This is a genomic window from Endozoicomonas sp. ALE010, from assembly GCF_049310165.1.
Classification (GTDB): domain Bacteria; phylum Pseudomonadota; class Gammaproteobacteria; order Pseudomonadales; family Endozoicomonadaceae; genus Endozoicomonas.
Genome location: NZ_JBLYNV010000030.1, coordinates 23,572 through 45,327 on the forward strand (window position 1 = coordinate 23,572; position 21,756 = coordinate 45,327).

Below are 21,756 nucleotides of genomic sequence, written 5' to 3' on the forward strand. Positions count from 1 at the left end.
ATTAAGACAGCGAAAGACAGGATTTGTTCAGATAAAAAAAAGCGGCTTTCGCCGCTTTTCCCGGATCAGGTGTTTCACCAATCCGCTCTTCTGAGAAACTCGTGTAAAAATCAGTTGCCGGAAAATTAAACTGAATCTTAGTTGAGCTTTTCCTTGATACGAGCAGCTTTACCGCTCAGCTCACGGAGGTAGTACAGCTTAGCCTGACGAACGTCACCACGACGCTTCACAGTCACAGAAGCGATCAGCGGAGAGTAAGTCTGGAAGGTACGCTCAACGCCAACACCGCTGGAGATTTTACGAACGGTGAAAGCAGAGTTCAGGCCACGGTTACGCTTACCGATGACAACACCTTCGAACGCCTGCAGACGCTCACGGTTGCCTTCTTTTACCTTAACCTGTACGACTACAGTGTCACCCTGGCTAAAAGCAGGGATCTCTTTGTTCATTTGTTCAGCTTCAAGCTGCGCAATGATTTTGTTTTTGCTCATTGATAATTGCTCCTGGTTAGTCAATTCTGTCCCGCTCAAGCTGTGTTTCACTCAGATGGCCCATCCGAAACAAGCCGATAGCACAATCTGGTTGGCTTGAGAGTCAAACTCTCAGGCACAGTCGTCGCTCCTGGCTGAGTGTTCAGCAATAAACTCCGACAACAACCTTTCTTCCTCGCTGGTCAGTGACCTGGTTTGCTGAAGGTTCTCCAACAGGTCAGGCCGTCTCAGCCAGGTTCTGCCCAGAGACTGTTTCAGTCGCCAGCGCTCAATCAGTGCATGGTTGCCTGATAACAGTACTTGCGGCACTTCCTGTCCTTCAAAAAGCTCAGGACGGGTATAGTGCGGGCAGTCAAGAAGACCATCAGCAAATGAATCTTCCTGAGCGGAATCCTTATGACCCAGGGTGCCCGGTACAAAGCGTGATACTGCATCAATCAGAGTCATGGCAGCGAGTTCGCCACCACTTAACACGTAATCACCAATAGACCATTCTTCATCGATTTCGGTCTGGATTACCCGCTCGTCAATACCTTCATATCGCCCCGCGACCAGGATCAGTTTCTTGCTCTGGGCAAGCTCCTCTACTCCTTTCTGGTCGAGCATGCGACCCTGGGGAGAGAGGTAAATCACTTTGGCCTCGGTTCCTGCAGCTTTGCGGGCTGCATGGATGGCGTCACGCAGAGGTTGAATTTTCATCAACATGCCGGGACCACCGCCATAAGGTCGGTCATCCACAGTTCGGTGCCGGTCATGGGTAAAGTCCCTGGGATTCCAGATCTGTACCTCAATCAGCCGTTCCTTAACCGCGCGGCCGGTAATACCGTGCCCGGTTATGGCCCGGAACATCTCCGGGAAGAGGCTGACGACACCGAACCACATTCCGATGTCCATGGCGCTCTTGTCTGTGTCCTGATGAGTTTCTGCCAGTGTTTCTCCGGCTGGCTCATCAAGGGGTGAGTGTTGAGTCGTCATGGCCAGTTAAAACTCCGGGTCCCAATCTACCCGGATAAATCCTTTCTCAGGATTGACGTCTAGCACCACTGATCCGGTAAGCCAGGGTACCAGACGCTCTCGACGGTCAATGCTGCCTTTTGTGGGGCGAATGACCAGTACGTCGTTGGCACCTGTCTCCATCAGGTGGCTGACTTTGCCCAGCAGAACATTGTCTCCCTCAGCGTTGCGGGAGAAAACATCCAGCGATTCCAGTTGATGCCAGTAAATTTCGTCATCTTCCGGTTCGGGCAGATCATCGGCGCTGATGGTAATCTGGTAACCGCAGTAACTGCGGGCCAGCTCACGATCGTCACAACCGACGATATGGGCAATCAGACCTTTCCCGTGTGGCCGGGCCTGATCGATTTCAACGGTTTTAACATCACCGCTCTTTTGGCCAGCAGGGTCAAGAATCCAGCGTGGGTAGTTGAGGATGTTTTCCATCGGGCTGGTGTTGGAGTGAATCTTCAGCCAGCCTTTGACCCCGAATACGGAGGAAATATGGCCTAACGCAATGCGCTTCACAGCGCCCTCTACTGCCGTTGTCACTGGGTTGTTAACCTCACGCAGCCTTTTTGGCTTCTTTCAGAAGCTGGGCAACGCGGTCAGATGCAGTAGCACCCTGGCCCAGCCAGAATTCTACACGCTCGTTATCAACACGCAGGCGCTCTTCCTGGCCACGAGCACCAGGGTTGAAGAAACCTACGCGCTCAATGAAACGACCGCCGTTAGCGTTACGGCTGTCAGCCACGGTCAGGTGGTAAAATGGACGCTTTTTAGAGCCGCCACGTGCAAGACGAATGGTTACCATGGAATAGGGTTTCCTATAGTTGTTTCCGGCAACTGGTTTTCTGGGTTTACTGGCCAGACGCACAGGACGTATGACTGTAACCCAGAAGAGTTGAGACAGATTTGAGCGAGGAAAGTTCCTTTTTCATCATCCATCAGCCAATCCATGATCGGATTCAAGCCAATCATAAAGGGCGCATATTGTAGGGAAAACCAGAGGAGGAGGCAATATGCTGTGATAAGTATGTTCCCTATGCGGGCGCTGTGCTTACCTGTCTTGGGAGCGGTCTGAAATAACCTCCGTATTTCTGCAGACGCTACCCGCTGCCCGGCAAGCTGGAACCACTTGTGCTTTTGCGGGCATCGGGTGGCGTAAGCGTTCAAGCAGGGGGCAGACCCACCCCTGCTTGTCGAGATTGGCTTTTAATGGATTGGCCCCGAATTTCTCTTTCCAGAGTCGCAGTATCAGTTCCCTGATATCACGGGCCGGGCGGAGGCTGATACGCGGAAGAACATCAACAACCAGGTAATTGTACACATCAAACTCATCGAAATAATGTATGTTAAAACAGGCTGATATTAGGTTTCGGTTGATCGCATTGTTCTAGCTTATATAGAGAGCGCTCCCCCCAATAGCCTGTATCAAAATCATCCAGTTTTTTATTTTCTATTCCACTATCGTCTGAATCGTAAAGTATGTAGCTTCCATCACGAAGCATAAAATAGTAGTCGCCGGCATAGTAAAATGCTCCGGTAATTTGAAACTTATACTGCTCCATATCAGTCCATCTGGAATTGTTAACAGGTGCTGGATAGCCATCCAGGACATAGTCATTAGCGATTGAGTACTTAATGTAAGTCCCATCAGCGAGGAAGAAGTACCAATAGTCACCATCTGCTGATGATAAACCTGCACGAATAAGGAATCTATAATCCTCAAGTCCAGGCCAATTATGATTGTTTACTTTAAAGCGATTGTTGATGTATTCAAGCCCCCAGCCGTCGGTTTGAAGTCGATAGTAATCACCTAAAGAAGTAAAGACATAGCGTACGTCATCGTTCTTATTAATGGATGCTGATACCCAGTGGTCATCAAAATGGGGCATTCCGTAGGTGTTAGATGAATAATTATAACTTTCGTACCCATAATAAATCGTATCAGCTTTCTCTAAGTTCAACTCTTTCTTTATATTTGGTCCTGTTGCTTGTCGGCTACGATATTGTGCCTGACCAAGGGCGTTTGATAGCAACCCACCGTTTGTATACCAGGCTGAAAATCTTCTACCATGTGATTCTCTTTTGTTTGTTACCTTCTTGTTACTCATGAAATTGATTTTATGTCCTCCTATAAAGAAGTAATCCATATAATGAACAGCTGTTATATAGCCATTCTCTGGTGAATTTTTGTCATTCCATACAGTCAAATTAGTCGTGTGTTCTGCATGCCCAGGTTCATTTAAATAGGCATCTAAAACCTTAAGGTATTGCTTTTCAGCATCTTCGTAGTCTTTAAGGGATTGTTGCTTGATTATTTCAGGTGGCTTGAAGCCGTACATATCTACAAGATTGCTGTTTTTTTCATCAGCCCAAGACCAGCCTAAATCAATAGATATTGTGTTAGCATCTGATTTTCTTTTGGTCCACACAGCATTGCGATGATTGGATTGGCTATTATCGTCAGAAAGATAACCGACCTTTGACTTTATCTTAAACTGAAGACTTCCATTATAGATATGGACATCATCAAGATAAACAACATCAGCAGAGCTAGGGTCTCGATCACCGTCACAATCCCACTTGGCTTGATGTTGGTCGTAATTAATGGGGGCATTCCCGAACTGATCATCTCCAGGATGCGCATCCCACTGCAAGCCGCATCTCCTTCCATCGGAGTCTTTTGTCCATATCTTAACTAACCCTGTCTTGTTACCATCCCCGAATGATTCTATATGCATTCCATATCCATTGCCATCACAGTTCCACGTTGTGTTTCGTTCACCGCTGACAAGTGAAGCCTCCACATTCAGTTTGCATGAGCCATTATCGGTGGTTATGTATTTATTGAAGAATAATGTTTCGTTGTGCAGTTCATTGATTAGCTCAAAGTTTGTACCAATCCATTGCTTGACAATGTCTGTCTGTTCGTCGGCAATGACTGTGTTTGTCATAAGCAAAAAACCAGCCGTATAAATTATATTCTTCATAAAAATCTCTAAATTTAATACCAGTTTATGTTATTTAAGACTCACGTCAGCAAAGGAAAGAAGACCATCTTAGGATAGATCATAAACTTGCGGATATTCTGCTCTTCATCATCATCACACGAGTAGTTGCTACGGTTCTTAAGGTAGACATTAAGCCTCGCCCACAGCACTGCCTCCTGGGAGGCTGACCGAGAATAGACTGCCCTACGCGGCAACTGCTCCTGCGTTGCTCTAGCTCCTGCATCCATGCAGTCGTGCGGTGGCAGCAAATTGGTCTAAAAAGTCGGAAATTTTTAGCAAATAGAACCACTATTCACTAAAAATTTCCGACTTTTTATCCTCAATTTTCTGCCATCCTCGCTACGGGCGCTATTCTCGGACAGCCTCCTGGTCTTGTGCGCCCTGAACAACCATCTCGTGTAAGCGTTCAAGCAAGGGGCTGGCACTCCCTGCTTGTCGAGGTCGGCTTTTAATTAATGGATTGGCCCCGAATTTTCCAGTCCAGAGTCGTGGAGTCAGTTCCCTGATACCGCGATCCGGGTGGAGGCTGATACGCTGTAGAACATCAACCGGCTCGGGCTCAGAGTAACAACCGCCTGTGAGAATCGTTTATGAATCAGGCTTTTGTGTCAGAATAACCAGAGCTGCTGATTTCCCCAGATTGGCGACCCTTCGGCTTGCCGAGCAATAGGCATCGAATTGACTTTCACTGTCATTATTAGCGGCTTGTAACATTTCTTGAGTTTCTTCAGCCCCGGTCAGCGGCATTTTGACGACTAAGGGAACTGTCTCAGTGCCTTCCATGTTTCCCATGGAGTCAGCATAATGAAGGACGTTGCCTTCTTTACGCCAGCCCACAAAATGGCCTGTTTCAATAGTGACCGCGCCAGCGAATTCGTAATCCTTCTTTTTTCCGTTGGCAGTGGGAATAGAGACATCTTTCCACCACTCCAGCTCGGGTCTGATCTCGGTTCCAAAGTTGGGGATGGTTACCAACAACACTTCCGGGGAGTGATGGTTATCAGGTAACAACTCTTTGAATGCACAATCATCAAGTTCCATTCCTTGCTTAGTGTTCCTGAGCCAATTATCGATCAGCTCTTGCAGGGTTGTTGCCAATCGAGAAGAGGTTGCGGTTATTCTGCCACTTACAGGTTCGTCTTTGTTAAAGCCGGTTAGCTTATGATTAACGAATATCTGCACTCCCTGGCTATTGATAAATGATGAACTAACGGTACGGGGAAAGTCGCCATAGAGATAGTGTTCTTCAACCTCGGCTGCCATCTCCCTCGATTTATTCACCGGGTCACCAAAATATACAAATTTTCTACCGACCAGATTGCCTGTGCTGCTTTCATATTTATCCGTACATTTTATGGCAAGTTCCTCACCCCGTTTGTATTCGTCGACAGTCCAAAAAAATTTTGGCGGGTTGGAGTGGGGTGGTCCTTTTGGTTGTTCTTTATTGTTCACTACTTTGGTCAGGCCTGCTGGTATTGTAATTGAGGGAATTCTATCATCCCTGAGACTGCTGACTGGTTCCTGTGTGTCACTGATAGTGACGAAGCCATCCCCGGCTTCAATCGATACTATTTTGTGCTTCAAAGAGGACTCTGTATATTTAAGGATATCGAAATTTTCGGATGGGACTTTTCCAGCATCCGGATAATCATAGATGCGTTTGAGGATTGTGGTGATAATATCCGATATTGAAAGGGGCATGCTGAGTGTTCCATTGCGGAGTTGGAACAGTGTTCTTATGCGGTCCAGGCCCTCATCGGCAATGTAGCCTTTATTATTTTCATCAAAGTGAAAATGTTCGCATATCGGTAAAAATTCATCCAGAGTATTGGCATCTTGCATTTTGCCTTTCGATTTTAGTTTACTGGCTCCGGCACCAATCTCGCCAATCAATGTATTCAATGCGCCTTTGTTTGATAGAGCCATAAAAAAGGCAGCCAGTGCACAGTTGTTGTTTTTTGCCTGGATGCCTGAATACATGGTTAATGAAACATTGCCGAATGAGTGTATTAGCTGTGGCGTCGGAGAAGGGCAGGCCGTGCTGGTTGGGCTCTCCGGTTGCTTCTTAACTACTTGCCCCTCGGATATATCTCTCTGGGGAAGTTCTTGCGCTTGCGGGATGCGTTTTCGCTGTTTCGGATCAGGTTTTTGCGTCTGCGGGAGAGATTTTGAGCCAATGGATTTTCGAGGTTTTGGAACAGGCGTTTGTTTTCGTGGATCAGACTTTTGCTCTTGCGGATCAGACTTTCGCTCTTGCGGATCAGCTTTTGGCTTCTTCGGATCAACCTTTGGCTTCTTGGGATCAGGCTTTTGTTTTTGAGGGATAGTTCCTGTGTAGTACATCATTAAGCCATAGAAGGCAAGATGCGAGCCATTAATGGATGTTGGGGGGGGGCTATCCGGAGGAGATGATGAGGGCGAGTCTTGATTGGGGCTAGCTGATGCCTCTTCCGATCCGGTATCAGTCTTTGGAGCAGGGGGGGGGGTTGGTGTGTGCTGGTTAACGGGAATTTCGATCATTCGATTTCGAATCGGAATGTCACCGACATTACTCTCGCTGGTGCAGTTGGCACCATCTCTTGTCAAGCCGAATGAACCCAGGCAAACACTGTTGCTGCGAGGACGGCCAGCTGTAAAGTCTTGATGTTGCGGGTCAGGTTGGCTTGCTGGCAAGCTTGAATAATCATGGTTGGGCCGGGTAATCTTATCCACTTCGAATACTCCATTATGCTGATGGTCAAAATTTAATTTTTTATAAGGTCATTGCTCGTTTTGGTTTATGAAAATAAATGCCTTATTCATTTGCCCGGATTTGGGTCTCTGAACAGGAGCAGTGATTAAAAACAGAGGTCCTTTACCTGACCTGATTTCTAATTGCACAGAAACTTTGACAGCAAAAATTCGTAAATGTTCGGAATGTGGATTTTATTTATTATTCGGGATTGAAATAAATTATCGATTTCAATGAAAATTGTTATTAAATTCAAATGGCCAGCCCTGTTTTTGGAGCTGGCCATTAATGGGTTGTTAAAACGGAAACTTTTTGCCGCCACCGGGAGGCATCATGCCACCCATTCCGCCGGGTAGCTGGCCTTTCACGGACGACATGCCTCGCATCAGTTTGCTCATGCCGCCTTTTTTGGTGACTTTTTTCATCATTTTACTCATCTGCTTATGCTGCTTGATAAGTCGGTTGATGTCCTGGATCTGGGTGCCGGAACCAGCGGCTATGCGCTTTTTACGGGATCCGTTCATGATGTCCGGGTTGGCGCGCTCAGCCGGGGTCATGGAGTTGATGATGGCTTCCATCTGGACAAAAATCCTGTTGTCCATCTGACCCTGAAGCTGTGGTGCCATGCCGCCCATGCCGGGCAGTTTGTCCATCATGCCGCTGAGTCCACCCATTTTTTTCATTTGCTGCAGCTGGTCACGGAAATCTTCCAGATCAAACCCTTTGCCTTTCTTCAGCTTGCTGGCCAGCTTGTCCGCCTTGCTGCGGTCCAGCTTGCGCTCGGCTTCCTCGATCAGGGAGAGAATATCCCCCATGCCCAGAATGCGCGAGGCAATACGGTCCGGATAGAAAGGCTCCAGGGCATCGGTCTTCTCGCCCATACCGATAAACTTGATGGGCTTGCCGGTGATCTGGCGCACCGACAGCGCTGCACCACCACGGGCATCACCATCCGCCTTGGTCAGGATAACTCCGGTCAATGGCAGGGCATCACCAAACGCCTTGGCGGTATTGGCTGCATCCTGACCGGTCATGGCATCCACCACGAACAGGGTTTCTATGGGGTTGATGGCGCTGTGCAGCTGCTGGATTTCAGCCATCATATCGTTATCGATATGCAGACGACCGGCGGTGTCGACAATCAGGACATCCGCGTGCTTGATGCGGGCCTCATGAATTGCACCATTAACAATATCCACCGGTTTCTGGTCAGCAGACGACGGGAAAAAGTTAAGGCCGGTTTCCTGGGCCAGGGTTTCCAGCTGTTTGATTGCCGCGGGACGGTAAACATCGGCACTGACCACCATAACGGATTTCTTCTGGCGCTCTTTCAGCCATTTACCCAGTTTGGCCGCGGAGGTGGTTTTACCGGCACCCTGCAGACCGGCCATCAGGATCACGGCCGGTGGCTGGGTGGCCAGGTTCAGTTCGTCGTTGGACGAACCCATCACCTCAATCAGTTCATTCTGGACAATTTTGACAAACGCCTGGCCCGGGCTGAGGCTGGACTGAACCTCCTGCCCGATGGCCCGGTCCCTGATCCGGTTGATAAACTCTCGAACCACCGGCAGGGCCACGTCTGCTTCGAGCAGGGCCATGCGCACTTCGCGCAGGGTGTCCTTGATATTGTCTTCGGTGAGTTTGGCCTTCCCGGTTACGGTTTTCAGCGTACGGGACAGGCGTTCGGTTAAATTTTCGAACATTCTGGGAATTACCCTGATCTAAGGTGTTTATGCGGTTGAACGCACAGAATGTCGGCCATTATATAGGAATCAAAACTAAAGCGGCATCCATTTCAGTGGATCCGGTGAAAGGTTGTTTGTCTAGCGCCGGGTAATATGACAAACTGCCGATGCTGCTTTACGTTGAAGCCCTGGTGTAGAAAAGCGTTGACACCCGTACACTTCGTTCATCCTGTGCTTGTCGAAGGATGGTGCCACCGTACTTCGACAAGCTCCGCACGAACGGTATGGGTAACAACGCTTAGCTGCGCTAGTACATGGTTTCAATGAGTTTGACGGGTTGTCGTGCCACCGCACTCCGTTCGTCCTGAGCGGAGTCGAAGGGCGGAAACTCCGGACTCTGACCGTGCCAAGCACCCTTCGACTCAGCTAAGGATGCACGGACGAAGGGTGATTGGCACAGTACTCAGGGTATGGCGTTTACGTCTTTCGACTCCGCTCAAGACGAACGGAGTTTGGAGGTCAATAAAGGATCCCATCAATTACATTGAAACCGTGTACTACTAGAGGGCTTCCTGCTTTTTTTGCTGCTTTGGGGATAAATAGGCTTTCGCTAATGAGTGTCATGTTCGTCAGTATGGGTGCGCTTGGTTGCTATCTGGCAGGCACGGTTGGGCAGGGGTTGCGAAACAGTGGGCGTGAAATGCCCAAATCGCTGGTTCTGTTGATTACCGCCCTTGGCCTGATTTTCCACATTATTGCGTTATACATTTCCATCCATACTGATCGGGGCATCAACCTTGGCGTGTTCACCATGGGGTCGCTGACCTCTATGATGGTGACCATGATGGTGCTCCTGAGCAGTTTGAAAAAACCCTCGGAAAGCCTGCTGGTGATGATTCTGCCGGTCACCATGCTGGCCATTGTGCTGGCACTGCTGGCCCCGGTTGAACATATTGTCTGGAACACCGCATCATCCATGGTTTCCCATGTGCTTCTTTCGGTTATGGCCTATGGCATTCTGATGGTGGCGGCATTTCAGGCCATTCTGCTCTCCTTCCAGGAACACCAGCTGCGCACTCACCGGCATACCATCAGAACACTGCCGCCGTTGCAAACCATGGAGCGGCTGCTATTTGAGTTTCTGGTCCTTGGGGTTATTTTGCTGACACTCTCGCTGGGCAGTGGGTTTCTCTTCCTGGAAGATATGTTTGCCCAGCGGCTGGTGCATAAAACGGTATTATCCATCACCGCCTGGTGTCTTTTTGCCGCACTGTTGATTGGCCACTGGCGATTTGGCTGGCGTGGGCAGACGGCTGTTCGCTGGACTCTGGCCGGTGTCCTGTTTCTGGTACTTGCTTACTTTGGCTCAAGACTGGTGCTTGACTGCGTGGTTTCCGGGCAGTCCTGCTTTTGAAGGGGCTTGTTCCGGAGAGTTATTAAAAACGGGGAGGCGTTGGGATGGTGGGCGTGCTGGAGTGTCGCCAGGAGGTTGTCCGGGAATAGACCTGGTGCATGGTTTCAATGTCATTGATGGGTTCTCTTTATCAATGGCACCCAAACTCCGTTCGTCCTGAAGCCTGTCTAAGGGCGGAAACTCCGGGCTATGATAGATCGTGCCAAGCACCCTTCGACTCCGCTCAGGGTGAACGGAGATTGTACACGTCAAACTCGTTGAAACCATGTCCTGGTGCATGGTTTCAATGTATTTGATGGATTCTTTCTATTAATGACTCCCAAGCTCCATTCGTCCTGAGCGGAGTCGAAGGGCGTAAACACCACACCCTGAATAAAGACTGTGCCAATCACCCTTCGTCGCGATTTCAGCTCTTGAATCCCGATGCCGTCTTAATTCGTGGTTGGCAGGGATGTGTCAATCACCGTCCTGTCACGCAACCATGAATCAAAACGATCCGTAATCAACTGATTGCACGCCTGCTGGTTGTTTATATGCTTTGCCATGTTGGCGTTATAGTTATCCAGCCAATGTTTTTCTTCGGGATTATTTGCCAGCAATAATTTCATAAACTCCCTTGTGGTCTGGGGGCTAACGGCAACATTGTGCTGACTCAAACAGTGTTTGGCGATTGCTAATTTACGCTCTTCAGAGCACTCTTCCCAGAGTTGATCAATATATTTCCGATAATCTTTGAGGTGATACCGACAAAGATGGGCTCTGTAACTATCCAGATTATAAAGAGGCAGGACATTGGATACCGGGTGCGATGTCGTGCTATTTTCTGTGCTTTGGCTGCCGGACTCAGACATGCTATTCCGGTCATTGTTGTGATCATCCGGGTTGTTGATATTGACTCCAAATTCCCGGTATTCATTTTCGGATTGAGGGAACATCACAAGGTTAATCATATTTAAAATCAACGCCAACACTGCTTCCTGGGGCAGATCATTGCATTCGTCCGGTTTGAAGGTAATTAATTCATTCAGTGGGCCACTTTTCCCCCCGGGATAATTTCCTTCTTTCAGGAGGACGGTTCTGAAATCAAAGAACAGATCTCTGAGATCGTTGATTTCGCCAGTATGGAATTCTCGATTATTCCTGATAAACCGTATTGCATGGTCAATATTTTTGAATTTAATGTTGAGCAATTCATTGATCATGCCAATAAGTTGATGTGGATAATCCCGGATAATCTCTTCCATGTGTTGTGACAGGATATCCCGGCTTAAACGATCCAAAGGTACTGAGGAACGGCGCAGAAAATGATTGTTCATCATCAACTCCAGCCATTGTGCCAGATTGAACTCACCCTGCTGATTAACACACGACTTATAAATGAGTTGGGAAAGCTGATTGATTCTTTTAGATTGGTAGCCATCGCACTCAGTTTCAGGGCCAAAACTGGCATTGTCCAATATCGACGATGAAAACGGCTCACCTTGAAAATAACAACTGCTAAATGAAATGTTGTCAACGGTCAGGCGGTTTAACACCTCTGTGTTGAAGGTGCAGCTCTTGAAGTTAACGGATTGCAACACGGTAGCGTTCATGGAACAGTTGCTAAAATCAATGCCATATATTTCATAATCACCCCTCAGCTGCAAGCCATCCAGCGAATCCAGCTTTCCCTCCAGCAGATGGGGGTTTTGCTCAACCAGCAACTGAATGCTCTCTTCGCCACACGCCTTGATGAGATTTCTGATGTTTTCGTCAACCTTGCTGTATTGATAGGTTAACTCATGGTAACAGTTGGACCAGGATTGCTGAAAAAGCTGTTCCAGCGGTCGCCCGTCGGGCCAGTGGGTATAGCGTTTCTTCAGGGTATGCAACAACTGTTGCTGATCTTCAGGAGAACTGATCTCAAGTTTGTTCAACTCATCATGCAAGGACAGAGGATTGGAAAACCAGGTTTCCTGATCCTCATCTCCCTGGATCAATTTCTGGTAATCATCCACTGACTGCGGAATGACTTTCTGATTCTCGATGTAGGCTATCAGTTCGGGGTATTGGTCTTTATTAAAATGCTGGTGATCTCTAAAAAATTTTGTATCCAGGCGGCGAAGTGCTTCAGGTTGCAGGACCACAGACATGGCGCCTGTGTATTCTTTTTTGGACTGATCCGCCAGATTATTTGCCTGCTCCAGGTCCATGATTCGGGTAAATACTTGTTTGGTGTTGAAATTTATTCTGAAGAACATACCCCCGGCATTCCCGGACGGTTTTATCCCTATCTGAGAACGTCGCCCAAAGGAGATCAGAGCCGCTTCATTTTGCAGGCTCTCGTTGACAAACTTGCTACTGCTCCGGTACTGGTCTGGACAAAAGTTTATACTGTGGCCGGGGCAGAACTTCCTTGCCGGGTCTGCCCCAATGCCATGGGGAAACCCCGGGCGGTTATGCACCCGACGTCCTGCGCGAATAAGGGAATGGCTGTCGCAATCGAGCAGTTGTTCATCATTGACGTTCAGCGACTGTTTAAGAAACGCTTTTTTGCTGGTGTTTACCGGAATATTGGTATCCGCTGCCACGGCGAGGTTCATATCACCAAGGCAGCCGTGGAAGTCGGCCAGGGCGTCCAGCCATTGCTCTTCCAGGTCAACAGTATTTGGCCGCTCGCCATCAATGCCCAGCCCTGCCAGTTCCCTGAACAACGCCTCAACCACGGATTTATCGTGTCCTGGAAAGGTGATGATCAGTTGATTTTCAAAGGTAAGGGCATCAGGCAGGTTCGGAGGAAAAAACAGTAGACTGCCGCCCTCACAGACGTCCGCTTCGAGTTCAACCCCATGTACCGGTGAGGCAGTCAGACCGCCTTGATCCAGCTGTTCCTGATTCAAGTAACTGACGCTCTGGCCTGTCAGTTTGGCAAAACCGTGGCTGAATTCAGCCAGTTGTATTTTTGCATCAACTTCTTCGCCGGTTCTTGAGCTGACTCGTGCAGGAAACTCAGGAGCAGGCAGGGGAAGTTTAATTGATGGCAGTTTTTCAATGGACGGCACGTCGGCCGTTAGCGCTGCCCGGCACTTGTCAACAATGTCCTGCAGAGTCACCACGGTCTCGTCAATGGTATCGTGATGCTCATTACACCATCGTGTTTTATCGTTGGTCAGCTGCCTGGCCAGGCCGTGACAGTCATTGGCCAGGCTGGTCAGCTCACTGCGCCAGTCGCGGTAATTGCCGTTCAGGGCATGGTTGGCATATTTAACCCGGCTGGCCAGAAGGTGTAATCCCCGTTCCAGGGCCAGGTTATCCGCCAGTTTGTTGCCGGCTTCGGGGGATAACTGGAGGGTCATCCGGGTAATGGGTTGGCCATTGGCATCCAGTAATTGGCTAATGCCGATCTGTCCGCCCTGGATATCCCGGCCTTTGACCGGCAGCCAACCGCCCCGGATACCCGCTGCCGCAATCGCCTGGTATTCCGCCATGGAAACCCGCTCACCTGCCGCCACGGTATGGGGCAGGCGGGTGGTCAGCCAGGCAATACGATCGTGAATGGTTTGCCGTAACCAGCTGCGGTCGCCGGGCAGAAAACCGCTGTGTTCGATCAGTCGGTCCAGGGTCTGCCAGTCAAGCTGGTGCAAGATATCTTTCAGGGTATGGCCCAGCAGGTCATCATCCAATTGTGCCAGAATATCGACGCAGGGGTTGTGGATGGGCAGCGAGTTCATGGAGGGTGCCTGAGGGTTCCGCAGTTTATTCAGCAGCACCGGCATGGAGGAAAAATCATCCGCTTTGGGAGTGGGCTCTGGTTTCTCAGGACACGGGTAGCGAGTTGCCATCCCGGCAAAGTCCCAGTGGAACATCACCGGCTCCCCTTCCGGGGTCAGTTCAATGCCCTCCCAGTCACTGTTCACCATATTTTCGTTACCGACAATCACATTGATCAGCAGCAATCTGGCCCACTGCTCGGAAGATAACGAGCGCAGGGTTTCCTCCCCGCCTTTGAGCTTACCCTGCCATTGTTCGGGGACAGGACTGACCAGATAAAAATGACCCTGTTCCTGATGGACAAAGCTCTCGGGTACGGTGATGCCCAGCAGTCGGGCCAGGTTGCCCATCAGTCGCTGGTTTTGTGCACTCAGCTCACCGCTGGTCGGTTTGATGTAATAGACCTGTTGGCTAACGGGATCGCTATACAGCCCCTTTGGCCAACTGCCCTGGCACTCTTTTATATCCGCACCGGTCAGTTGTGCCAGGGAGAAAGAGGGTGCCAGTGGTTCTGCCGGGTGTTCGGTATAAGGGGAGATTAACTCCCGGATAACAGCGGACTGTTCACCTATGCTATAAAGCTGATAACTGAATGGCGAAGGATGGTGTTCCCACCGTTTTTTCCTGTTTTCACACTTGCTGGCGGCACCGATGCTGAAGAAGTGTTCGCGATCTGTGGCGCTGTCCTGCAACTTGATCGGAAACCAGAGATCACCCTGCCTGGCAATCACCCGGCAGACTTCTTCGGCCAGCTTGCGCCACTCTTTCCTCTGTTGATCATCCTGACAGGCAGCAAAACATTCCAGCCGGTCCATGTAAAAACATTCCCTTACCCGCATAACCTCCAGTGTATCCGCATCATGGAGCAGACTGCGCAGGGTCTGTATCGCCTCTGGCAGAAGCTCGCAGCCCTCAGGGTTATCCTTGTGGCATATGGCTTCACCACACTGCCAGGCCAGAGACTGCGCCATGCCGCAGTTGCGCAGGTGTTCCATCAGGTTGTCAGCACTGGCTCGCTCCCACTCCTCCGTATCGAGCCCATCGCCTTCACGGCCGGTGTCGTGAAACAGACAGGCTTTGATCAGCAGCGGTACCATGTGGTCGGGAAATGCCAGCGCCAGGGGATCGCGGTGCTGTTTGCGCTGTTGCAAGAGGGCTACGGCCCAGATTGCCGTCCGGCAACTGTGCTGGACACCATGAACGGGGCGGGCAATGGTCTGGGCATCAGGTGAGACACTGGATGGAAAATAATGCTGTAGCAAGGTCGTTTTCGGGATATCACTGGAGTCAATCAACGATTGATCAATGATCGGAAGATTGGACGACTCAGTTTCGGCTTTGGCTGTTTTCGGAGGGGTTTTTGTTGGCTCTATAGTTGGGGTTGCCAGTGCTGTCTCAGTGATTTTCACAGCCGGGTTATTAATGACTGCTACTTTAGGCTCTGGCTTATTGGTGAAATCAACATTGGTCTTCAAAGCCTGACTGGAAGAACCAGTAATCGGCAGGATTACCTCTTTGCTTTTTCCAACTTCTCTGGCAAAGGCGGTGCTTGTCTTAACCATTTGGTTAGATAAACTAACACAACGTTGATCAGGCAACTCTTGTTCTTTTGTTGCATCTATTGTTTTAAAGTCGAGTGTTCTAATACCGAGCGGATCCATGCTTGTTACCTCCTCTGGCAATCCTTGCCGTTTCGATGTGATTAAGTTAAACCGAAATAATAATAATTTGGACAGTTCACCCATTAATTAGTTCAACCAAAGCGTCCAATGCACCTGCTGGCTTTTCATGGTTCGGTAACCATACGAAGTCAGAAAAGTACAGGCTCACTTCATATTGGCAAACACCAGGGCTTGGGACTTCGCCCTGAAGCAGGTAAAATAGGTAATTTTACCGCATCGGTTCTGACAAAAGGCGACAACTCGTTGAGTGAAGCACCCTTAAGCGCATTGATTGGCGCACTGATTTTTCTTCTGCTGTTTTCTGCATTTTTCTCCAGTTCGGAAACCGGGATGATGGCCATCAATCGCTATCGTCTCCGGCACCTTGCCCGCAAGGGTAACCGGGCAGCGAAAAGAACCAGCAGCCTGCTGGACCGACCTGATCGACTGATTGGGGTCATTCTGATTGGCAACAATTTTGTTAACATTCTGGCCTCTGCCCTGGCCACCATTATTGCTGTCCGTCTCTGGGGAGACAGCGGTATTGCTATTGCCACCCTGGGGTTGACCTTTATTGTGCTGATTTTCGGTGAGGTGACGCCCAAAACCATCGCTGCCATGTATCCGGAAAAGGTGGCCTTTCCTGCATCCATGGTGCTGGTTCCTCTGTTGAAGGTGCTCTATCCGATGGTGGTGCTGGTGAACTGGATCTGCGCTTTGCTGATGAGGCCGTTAGGGATACGTCCGGGCCAGGAAGGTGAGGATCAGCTGACCAGTGAAGAGTTGCGGACGCTGGTGAATGAGTCCGGCCTGCGCCTGCCGAAGAAGCGCCGTGGCATGTTGCTGGGCATTCTTGACCTGGAGAAAGTGCGGGTTGATGACATTATGGTACCCAGAAATGAGGTCTACGGTGTCGATATTGAGGATGATATTAAAGAAATTATTCTTCAGCTAAGGGATTGTCAGCATACCCGCCTGCCGGTGTATCGCGGTGATATCAATAATATTGTCGGTATACTTCACATGCGCAAGATTGCCCGATTGCTGACGCTGGAAAAGGTCAACAAGGCAACGCTGTTGCAGGAAACCGCTGAACCGTATTACGTTCCGGAATCTACGCCTCTGCATACCCAGTTGTTCAATTTCCAGAAGGCCAAGGAGAGAACCGCCCTGGTTGTGGACGAGTACGGCGATATTATGGGCCTGGTGACTTTGGAAGACATTCTTGAGGAGATCGTCGGTGACTTTACCACCGATGTTTCTGACAGCAGCCAGGATATTACGCCCCAGGGGGATGGCAGTTATATCATCGATGGCTCAGCCTCCATTCGGGATGTTAACAAGGCGCTGGGCTGGAATCTGCCAACGGACGATGCCCGAACCATTAATGGCCTGATTACGGAAGAGATGGAAGCCATTCCCGAGGCCAGCGTGTGCTGGAAAATCAAGAATTGCCGTTTTGAGATCCTGCAGGTGAAAGATAACCGGATCAAGAGTGTCCGGATGTTTATGGCGAGATGAATACCCTCTTTTTTTGACAGAATGGGAAACTTTATGCAAACACCACAGTCAGAGTTCAGGTAAATAAACTTAAGTAAGGTTGAGGTTATGAATGCAACAGGCTGTATGGCAACTATTCGAAGTGCTTTTTCGGAAATTACGCCAGCGCAGGAGAATGCTATTGAATATGTGGCTTTAAGCGCTGGCATGATCGGCGCTGGATGTGGCGCTGGTGCAACATCCGCGTATCTGATCACTTTGTGTACAAATGCTGGAATCCTGAAAGCATTATGTCTGGGTGGTGCTGGTGGTGGCTGTGCGACTTGTGCGGCTTTAGTGGCTGAAGATTTACTCTGGTACCGTAGTATATCTGTGCCTGAGGATGCCACCCCCAATCATTTGCCAGTGGTGAATCAGCCAGGAAGTACCTCGGTGCTTGACGTAAGCCAGGCCAATGAAGCTCTCAATAGTGGTGTTTGCTGTGAAGGCGATGACCAAAAGACAAAAGGTGTACCTAATTCTTCAATTGTTTTGACGGAACCACTGCCCTATGAAGAGTCACCCTTTAAGAAGATAAATTAGAGTGTATTTGCCCAATAACCTGTGAATCCTTTTGGCGAATTTATTCGTATAGCCAGATAATAACTATTCAAAATAAGGCAAAGGTTTCGCCATGAAAAAAAATGGAGTCAGTTTCTACGTTGCCGGTCTTTCCAACGTAGCCATTTTGCTGGTGCTTTTGATACCCCTGTTCTCTGCAAAGAGTTTTGCCCGGGACACTATAAAAAATGATAAACAGGATTATCCTGTCTGGGAGCAGTGGCAGACGGTTGGGCATTCAACCTTGAAATGGGGCCTATGGGATATTTACGATGCCCAGTTGAAAACGCCCTCCGGCCGTTATGACGTTGCTGAACCCGCTTCCACTGATGTGGCGCTGCTTATCGACTATCGACGAAAGATCAGTAAAAAACGGTTGCTTTCGGCAACAGACCAACAGTGGGCTCACCTCGGGGTATCCCGGGAGAATAGAAAACGCTGGCTTAAGCAACTCAGCAAAATATGGAAGGGCGTTCGTGCGGGTGATCGCCTGGTTTTTGTGCTGTCGGCATCCGGCGGACGTTTTTATTTCGGCCACCGTTTTCTGGGCAGGATTGACGATGTGAGGCTGGCCAGAACTTTTCTGGATATCTGGCTTTCAGACAATACCGCCTACCCACAACTCCGGCAACAGCTTATCGGGAGTAAGCGGTAAACGCCCAGTCAAAAGTTACTGATTGCTCTGTCGATGATAGCTAATGAAGAATTTCATTAGTTTGATTGCTATGAACAATAAAACCGTATTCTTTTATCTTGGCGTTGTCTTTTTTGGGCTCTCCCGGTTTGCAGACGCTGACCTGTTAACGGATATCTCAGACGCATCCATCGGAAAGTTGCTCCGATCCCATCAGATTACCGGCACACCTGAGCCGGATACACCTGTGGAGCCGTTCACCTCTCCAGTGGTGAAGTTAGGCAAAAAGTTATTTTTCAGCCCCGATTTAAGCCTCAGTGGTGCCGTATCCTGTGCCAGTTGCCATCATCCCCAAACCGCTGGCGGTGATGGTCTGGCACTGCCCGTCGGCGTGATCGTTAACGACCACAGGCTGTTCGGGCAAAAGCGGCTGGATGCCCTGAAAGGTTTATATCCGGACCAATACGAAGAGCTGCTGATCCCCAGAAACTCACCGACGGTATTTAATGCATCGCTGTACAGAGAGAATCTATTCTGGGATGGTCGTTTGCAGTACCTTCAGGAAGCGTTACCCGACGCTGGCATGGCCTCACCTTCCTGTGGTGTTGGTGGTAATGGACGGCTGGTGCGTCTTGGTAATGGCTATTCCAATCTGCGACCGGAATGCTATGAGGAGAAGAACCTGTTGCAGGCACAGGCCCGGCTGCCGATGGTCTCTCCCTTCGAAATGAAGGGCCTGAAAGATGCGCATTACAATCACCATGAACTCTATGAAATCATCATACAACGACTTCAGTCTAACCCGCAGTGGTGCAGCATTTTCCGGCAGGCATTTGCCGAGTCAGAGGCAGCCACTTGCCAGGAGATGATCCATATCGACCGGGTTACCGAGGCATTATCCAGGTTTCAGGGGCACCTGGTGTTTATCGACAATGCTTTTTTTCGTTACGTAAAAGGCAAAGGTGATTTGACACCCCTGGAAAAAGAGGGGCTAAAGCTCTTTTTTACTCCAGTGGTTCGCAATGGTGCCGGTGCCGGTGCCGGTGCCGGTTGCGCAGGGTGCCACAGTGGCAATCATTTGTCCGATGAGCGGTTTTACAATATCGGTGTTGCGCCCTACGGACGGGGAGCGAATGGGCGCGGCCTGGACTACGGTCGTAAAAATTTCAATTTCAGGCAGATGCCCTATTCGTTCCGTACCCCAAGTCTGCTGAATGTTGCCTTGACAGGGCCTTATTTTCACAATGGTTCAGCCGGGTCTCTTTACCAGGTAATAGAGGCACATACGCTGCACTGGCAATTCCAGCAGATGGCTGACAGAAAAAATAAGTCGTCAATAGCTCAGACTATCCGCAATATAGCGAAGGAAGGTCCGGGTTACCTGCGGCTGCCTTACCATTTGAAATCGTCTCAGATTGAGGCATTAATTGCGTTTCTTAACACATTGACAGACTCGTGTGTGAATAAACGTCAGTGTATAGACTATCTGGTTGACCGGCAGCCTATTATTACGGAACAGGTTAAAACGGATGATGTAAAGCAATCGGCGCTGCCTTTGGTTCCAGCGCCAGAATTATCAGGTGAGCGGGTGGCTGTAGCACCACCTCTCGTTCATGGCTGTGGGCGAAATGCCACAGACATGAAATCTGATAATGCTGTTACCACACCGTTGACGAATATCACCCGGTCCAGCGGTCTGGACCATCGGCGGGTTATTGGTCTGATTAAGCCCGGGTGGATCATGGATATCGTCAACTGGTCTGGCGTGTCGGCATTTGATATTGATAACGATTGCCTGGACGATTTGATTTTCAATGATAATCAGGGGAATGTCATTGTCTACTATCAGCAGCCATCCGGTGGGTTTCGAAAAGAGATGCTGCCGCTTGAGAAAATCAATACAACCGGTGCCATTACTCCGCTGGTGGCAGATATTGATGGTGACTACAAGGCCGATCTCTTTCTCGGGAACAGTGGCAGTTACTTTCCCCAGATTATTTTCAATATGGTCGAAGCGCCATCATCCATGGTGCTGAGCAATGTTCAGGGACCGACGTTAAACGCCAGTTTTGGTGATCTTGATCAGGATGGGCATCTGGATATGGTGATGGCCTTCTGGCGTAGCTACAAGTCAGCACGTCAGCCACAGGTGTGGCGCAATCATGGCTATCGTAACCTGCGGCCTGAGGGCATCGCCTATCCCGGGCTGAGGGGCAGCTATGGAGAGCTATTGCATGGGGATGGCGTGATTCACCAGCAGCATGATCTGCCGTTGTTTGGGGACAGTGATTTTACCTTTACCCCCAATATGGTCGATTTTGATAATAACGGTGTTCCGGATGTGCTGTTGACAGCCGATTTTTTTACCTCGCAACTGTGGCAATCAACGTCTGAAGGCTTGCAGGATATTACGGATATTAATGTCATTAATGGCAGTTTTGGCATGGGGGCAGCCATCGCCGATTTTGATAATGATGGTGACATGGATTGGTTTGAAAGCAGTATTTACAGCTCTGAGCGGAATCGGAAATACACCGGAAACCGGCTATATGAAAATATCGGCAATTTTAACGTCCGGGAAGCGACCGAAAAAACAGGTTTGCAAAAAGGAGGCTGGGGCTGGGGCAGTTGTGCTGCTGATTTTAATAATGACGGTTTGCTGGATATCTTTCATGCCACCGGTTATGGTGCCCTCCCGGAAACCGCTGTTTTTAATTCCGGGTTGGAGAAACAGCAGAACCTTCAGTTTTTGCAAAGCCACGAGGCATTTAATAACGCCAGACCAAGGCTGTTTATTAACCAGGGTGGCATGACATTTTCAGAGGAGTCTGCCGCATGGGGGTTAACTGAGGTGAATGATGGTCGTGGCATTGTCTGCTTCGATTATCAGCAGGATGGTGATATTGATATTGTCATCAGCAACTGGGAAGGCAGGCCAACGTTCTATCGCAATAACAATACAGAGAACAATGACTGGCTATCGGTAAAGCTAGTGGGTTTGCCGGGAAATACCGAGGCGTTGGGAGCCAAGCTTTATCTGCATACTGATCAGGGGGTGCAGTATCGGGAGTTGCGCTTTGAGAACAACTACGTATCGGCCAACCCCAGGCAGTCTCACTTTGGCCTGGGGCGGGACAGGAGCATTGACAAACTGGTGATTGAGTGGCCTGCACCTGACCGGGAATCAACAATAATAACTACACCGGACAAAAACCAGCGACTGGTTATCTATCACCCGGCCCTGGAACAAAACTAAATCATCCCTTAAGTAGCTGGCCAT

The 21,756-nt window shown here is 49.4% G+C and carries 14 protein-coding genes; 5 read left to right on the forward strand and 9 right to left on the reverse strand.

Features of this window, described 5'->3' with window-relative positions; all coding sequences use genetic code 11:
- Window positions 1-137 precede the first annotated feature (137 nt).
- The 8 genes from rplS to ffh all read right to left on the reverse strand — a co-directional run bounded on the left by rplS (window position 138) and on the right by ffh (window position 8,935).
- Complete coding sequence (gene rplS, locus ACO6UY_RS13570) at window positions 138-491, reverse strand: 50S ribosomal protein L19 (RefSeq protein ID WP_101745198.1); 354 nt, start codon at window positions 489-491, stop codon at window positions 138-140.
- A 111-nt stretch (window positions 492-602) separates the two neighbouring features.
- Window positions 603-1,373 (reverse strand): tRNA (guanosine(37)-N1)-methyltransferase TrmD, encoded by a 771-nt coding sequence (gene trmD, locus ACO6UY_RS13575; protein ID WP_422449562.1) that lies wholly within the window; start codon window positions 1,371-1,373, stop codon window positions 603-605.
- Window positions 1,374-1,472: 99 nt separating this feature from the next.
- A complete protein-coding gene (gene rimM / locus ACO6UY_RS13580; protein ID WP_422448709.1) occupies window positions 1,473-2,036 on the reverse strand; it encodes a ribosome maturation factor RimM in 564 nt (187 codons plus the stop codon).
- Between the two features lie 13 nt (window positions 2,037-2,049).
- On the reverse strand, window positions 2,050-2,298 hold the full coding sequence (gene rpsP, locus ACO6UY_RS13585) for a 30S ribosomal protein S16 (protein ID WP_269673688.1): 249 nt from the start codon (window positions 2,296-2,298) through the stop codon (window positions 2,050-2,052).
- A gap of 246 nt (window positions 2,299-2,544) precedes the next feature.
- Window positions 2,545-2,814 carry a hypothetical protein gene (locus tag ACO6UY_RS13590; RefSeq protein ID WP_422490247.1) on the reverse strand — a complete coding sequence of 90 codons (270 nt, stop codon included), beginning with the start codon at window positions 2,812-2,814 and terminating at the stop codon, window positions 2,545-2,547.
- A gap of 25 nt (window positions 2,815-2,839) precedes the next feature.
- Entirely contained in the window at window positions 2,840-4,480 is a 1,641-nt protein-coding gene (locus ACO6UY_RS13595) for a hypothetical protein (RefSeq protein WP_422468967.1), read from the reverse strand.
- Window positions 4,481-5,089: 609 nt separating this feature from the next.
- Window positions 5,090-7,213 (reverse strand): hypothetical protein, encoded by a 2,124-nt coding sequence (locus tag ACO6UY_RS13600; protein WP_422490248.1) that lies wholly within the window; start codon window positions 7,211-7,213, stop codon window positions 5,090-5,092.
- A 315-nt stretch (window positions 7,214-7,528) separates the two neighbouring features.
- A complete protein-coding gene (gene ffh / locus ACO6UY_RS13605; RefSeq protein ID WP_422461342.1) occupies window positions 7,529-8,935 on the reverse strand; it encodes a signal recognition particle protein in 1,407 nt (468 codons plus the stop codon).
- Window positions 8,936-9,530: 595 nt separating this feature from the next.
- On the opposite strand from ffh, the gene ACO6UY_RS13610 reads away from it, so the two are divergent.
- Entirely contained in the window at window positions 9,531-10,331 is an 801-nt protein-coding gene (locus tag ACO6UY_RS13610; protein WP_422448698.1) for a cytochrome C assembly family protein, read from the forward strand.
- A gap of 431 nt (window positions 10,332-10,762) precedes the next feature.
- Here the strand turns inward: ACO6UY_RS13610 and ACO6UY_RS13615 are convergent, their stop codons facing one another.
- Window positions 10,763-15,742 carry a hypothetical protein gene (locus ACO6UY_RS13615; protein WP_422490250.1) on the reverse strand — a complete coding sequence of 1,660 codons (4,980 nt, stop codon included), beginning with the start codon at window positions 15,740-15,742 and terminating at the stop codon, window positions 10,763-10,765.
- Between the two features lie 264 nt (window positions 15,743-16,006).
- Here ACO6UY_RS13615 and ACO6UY_RS13620 point away from each other — a divergent pair, with 264 nt between their 5' ends.
- The 4 genes from ACO6UY_RS13620 to ACO6UY_RS13635 all read left to right on the forward strand — a co-directional run bounded on the left by ACO6UY_RS13620 (window position 16,007) and on the right by ACO6UY_RS13635 (window position 21,732).
- Window positions 16,007-17,263, forward strand: coding sequence for an HlyC/CorC family transporter (locus ACO6UY_RS13620; RefSeq protein WP_422490267.1), 1,257 nt, complete (start codon window positions 16,007-16,009; stop codon window positions 17,261-17,263).
- An 87-nt stretch (window positions 17,264-17,350) separates the two neighbouring features.
- Complete coding sequence (locus ACO6UY_RS13625) at window positions 17,351-17,824, forward strand: hypothetical protein (RefSeq protein WP_422490251.1); 474 nt, start codon at window positions 17,351-17,353, stop codon at window positions 17,822-17,824.
- A gap of 91 nt (window positions 17,825-17,915) precedes the next feature.
- Window positions 17,916-18,497, forward strand: a complete 582-nt coding sequence (locus tag ACO6UY_RS13630) for a chalcone isomerase family protein (protein ID WP_422490252.1) — start codon at window positions 17,916-17,918, stop codon at window positions 18,495-18,497.
- Window positions 18,498-18,567: 70 nt separating this feature from the next.
- The gene (locus tag ACO6UY_RS13635; protein WP_422490254.1) at window positions 18,568-21,732 is read left to right on the forward strand and encodes a cytochrome c peroxidase; all 3,165 of its coding nucleotides are present in this window, start codon (window positions 18,568-18,570) and stop codon (window positions 21,730-21,732) included.
- Window positions 21,733-21,756 lie beyond the last annotated feature (24 nt).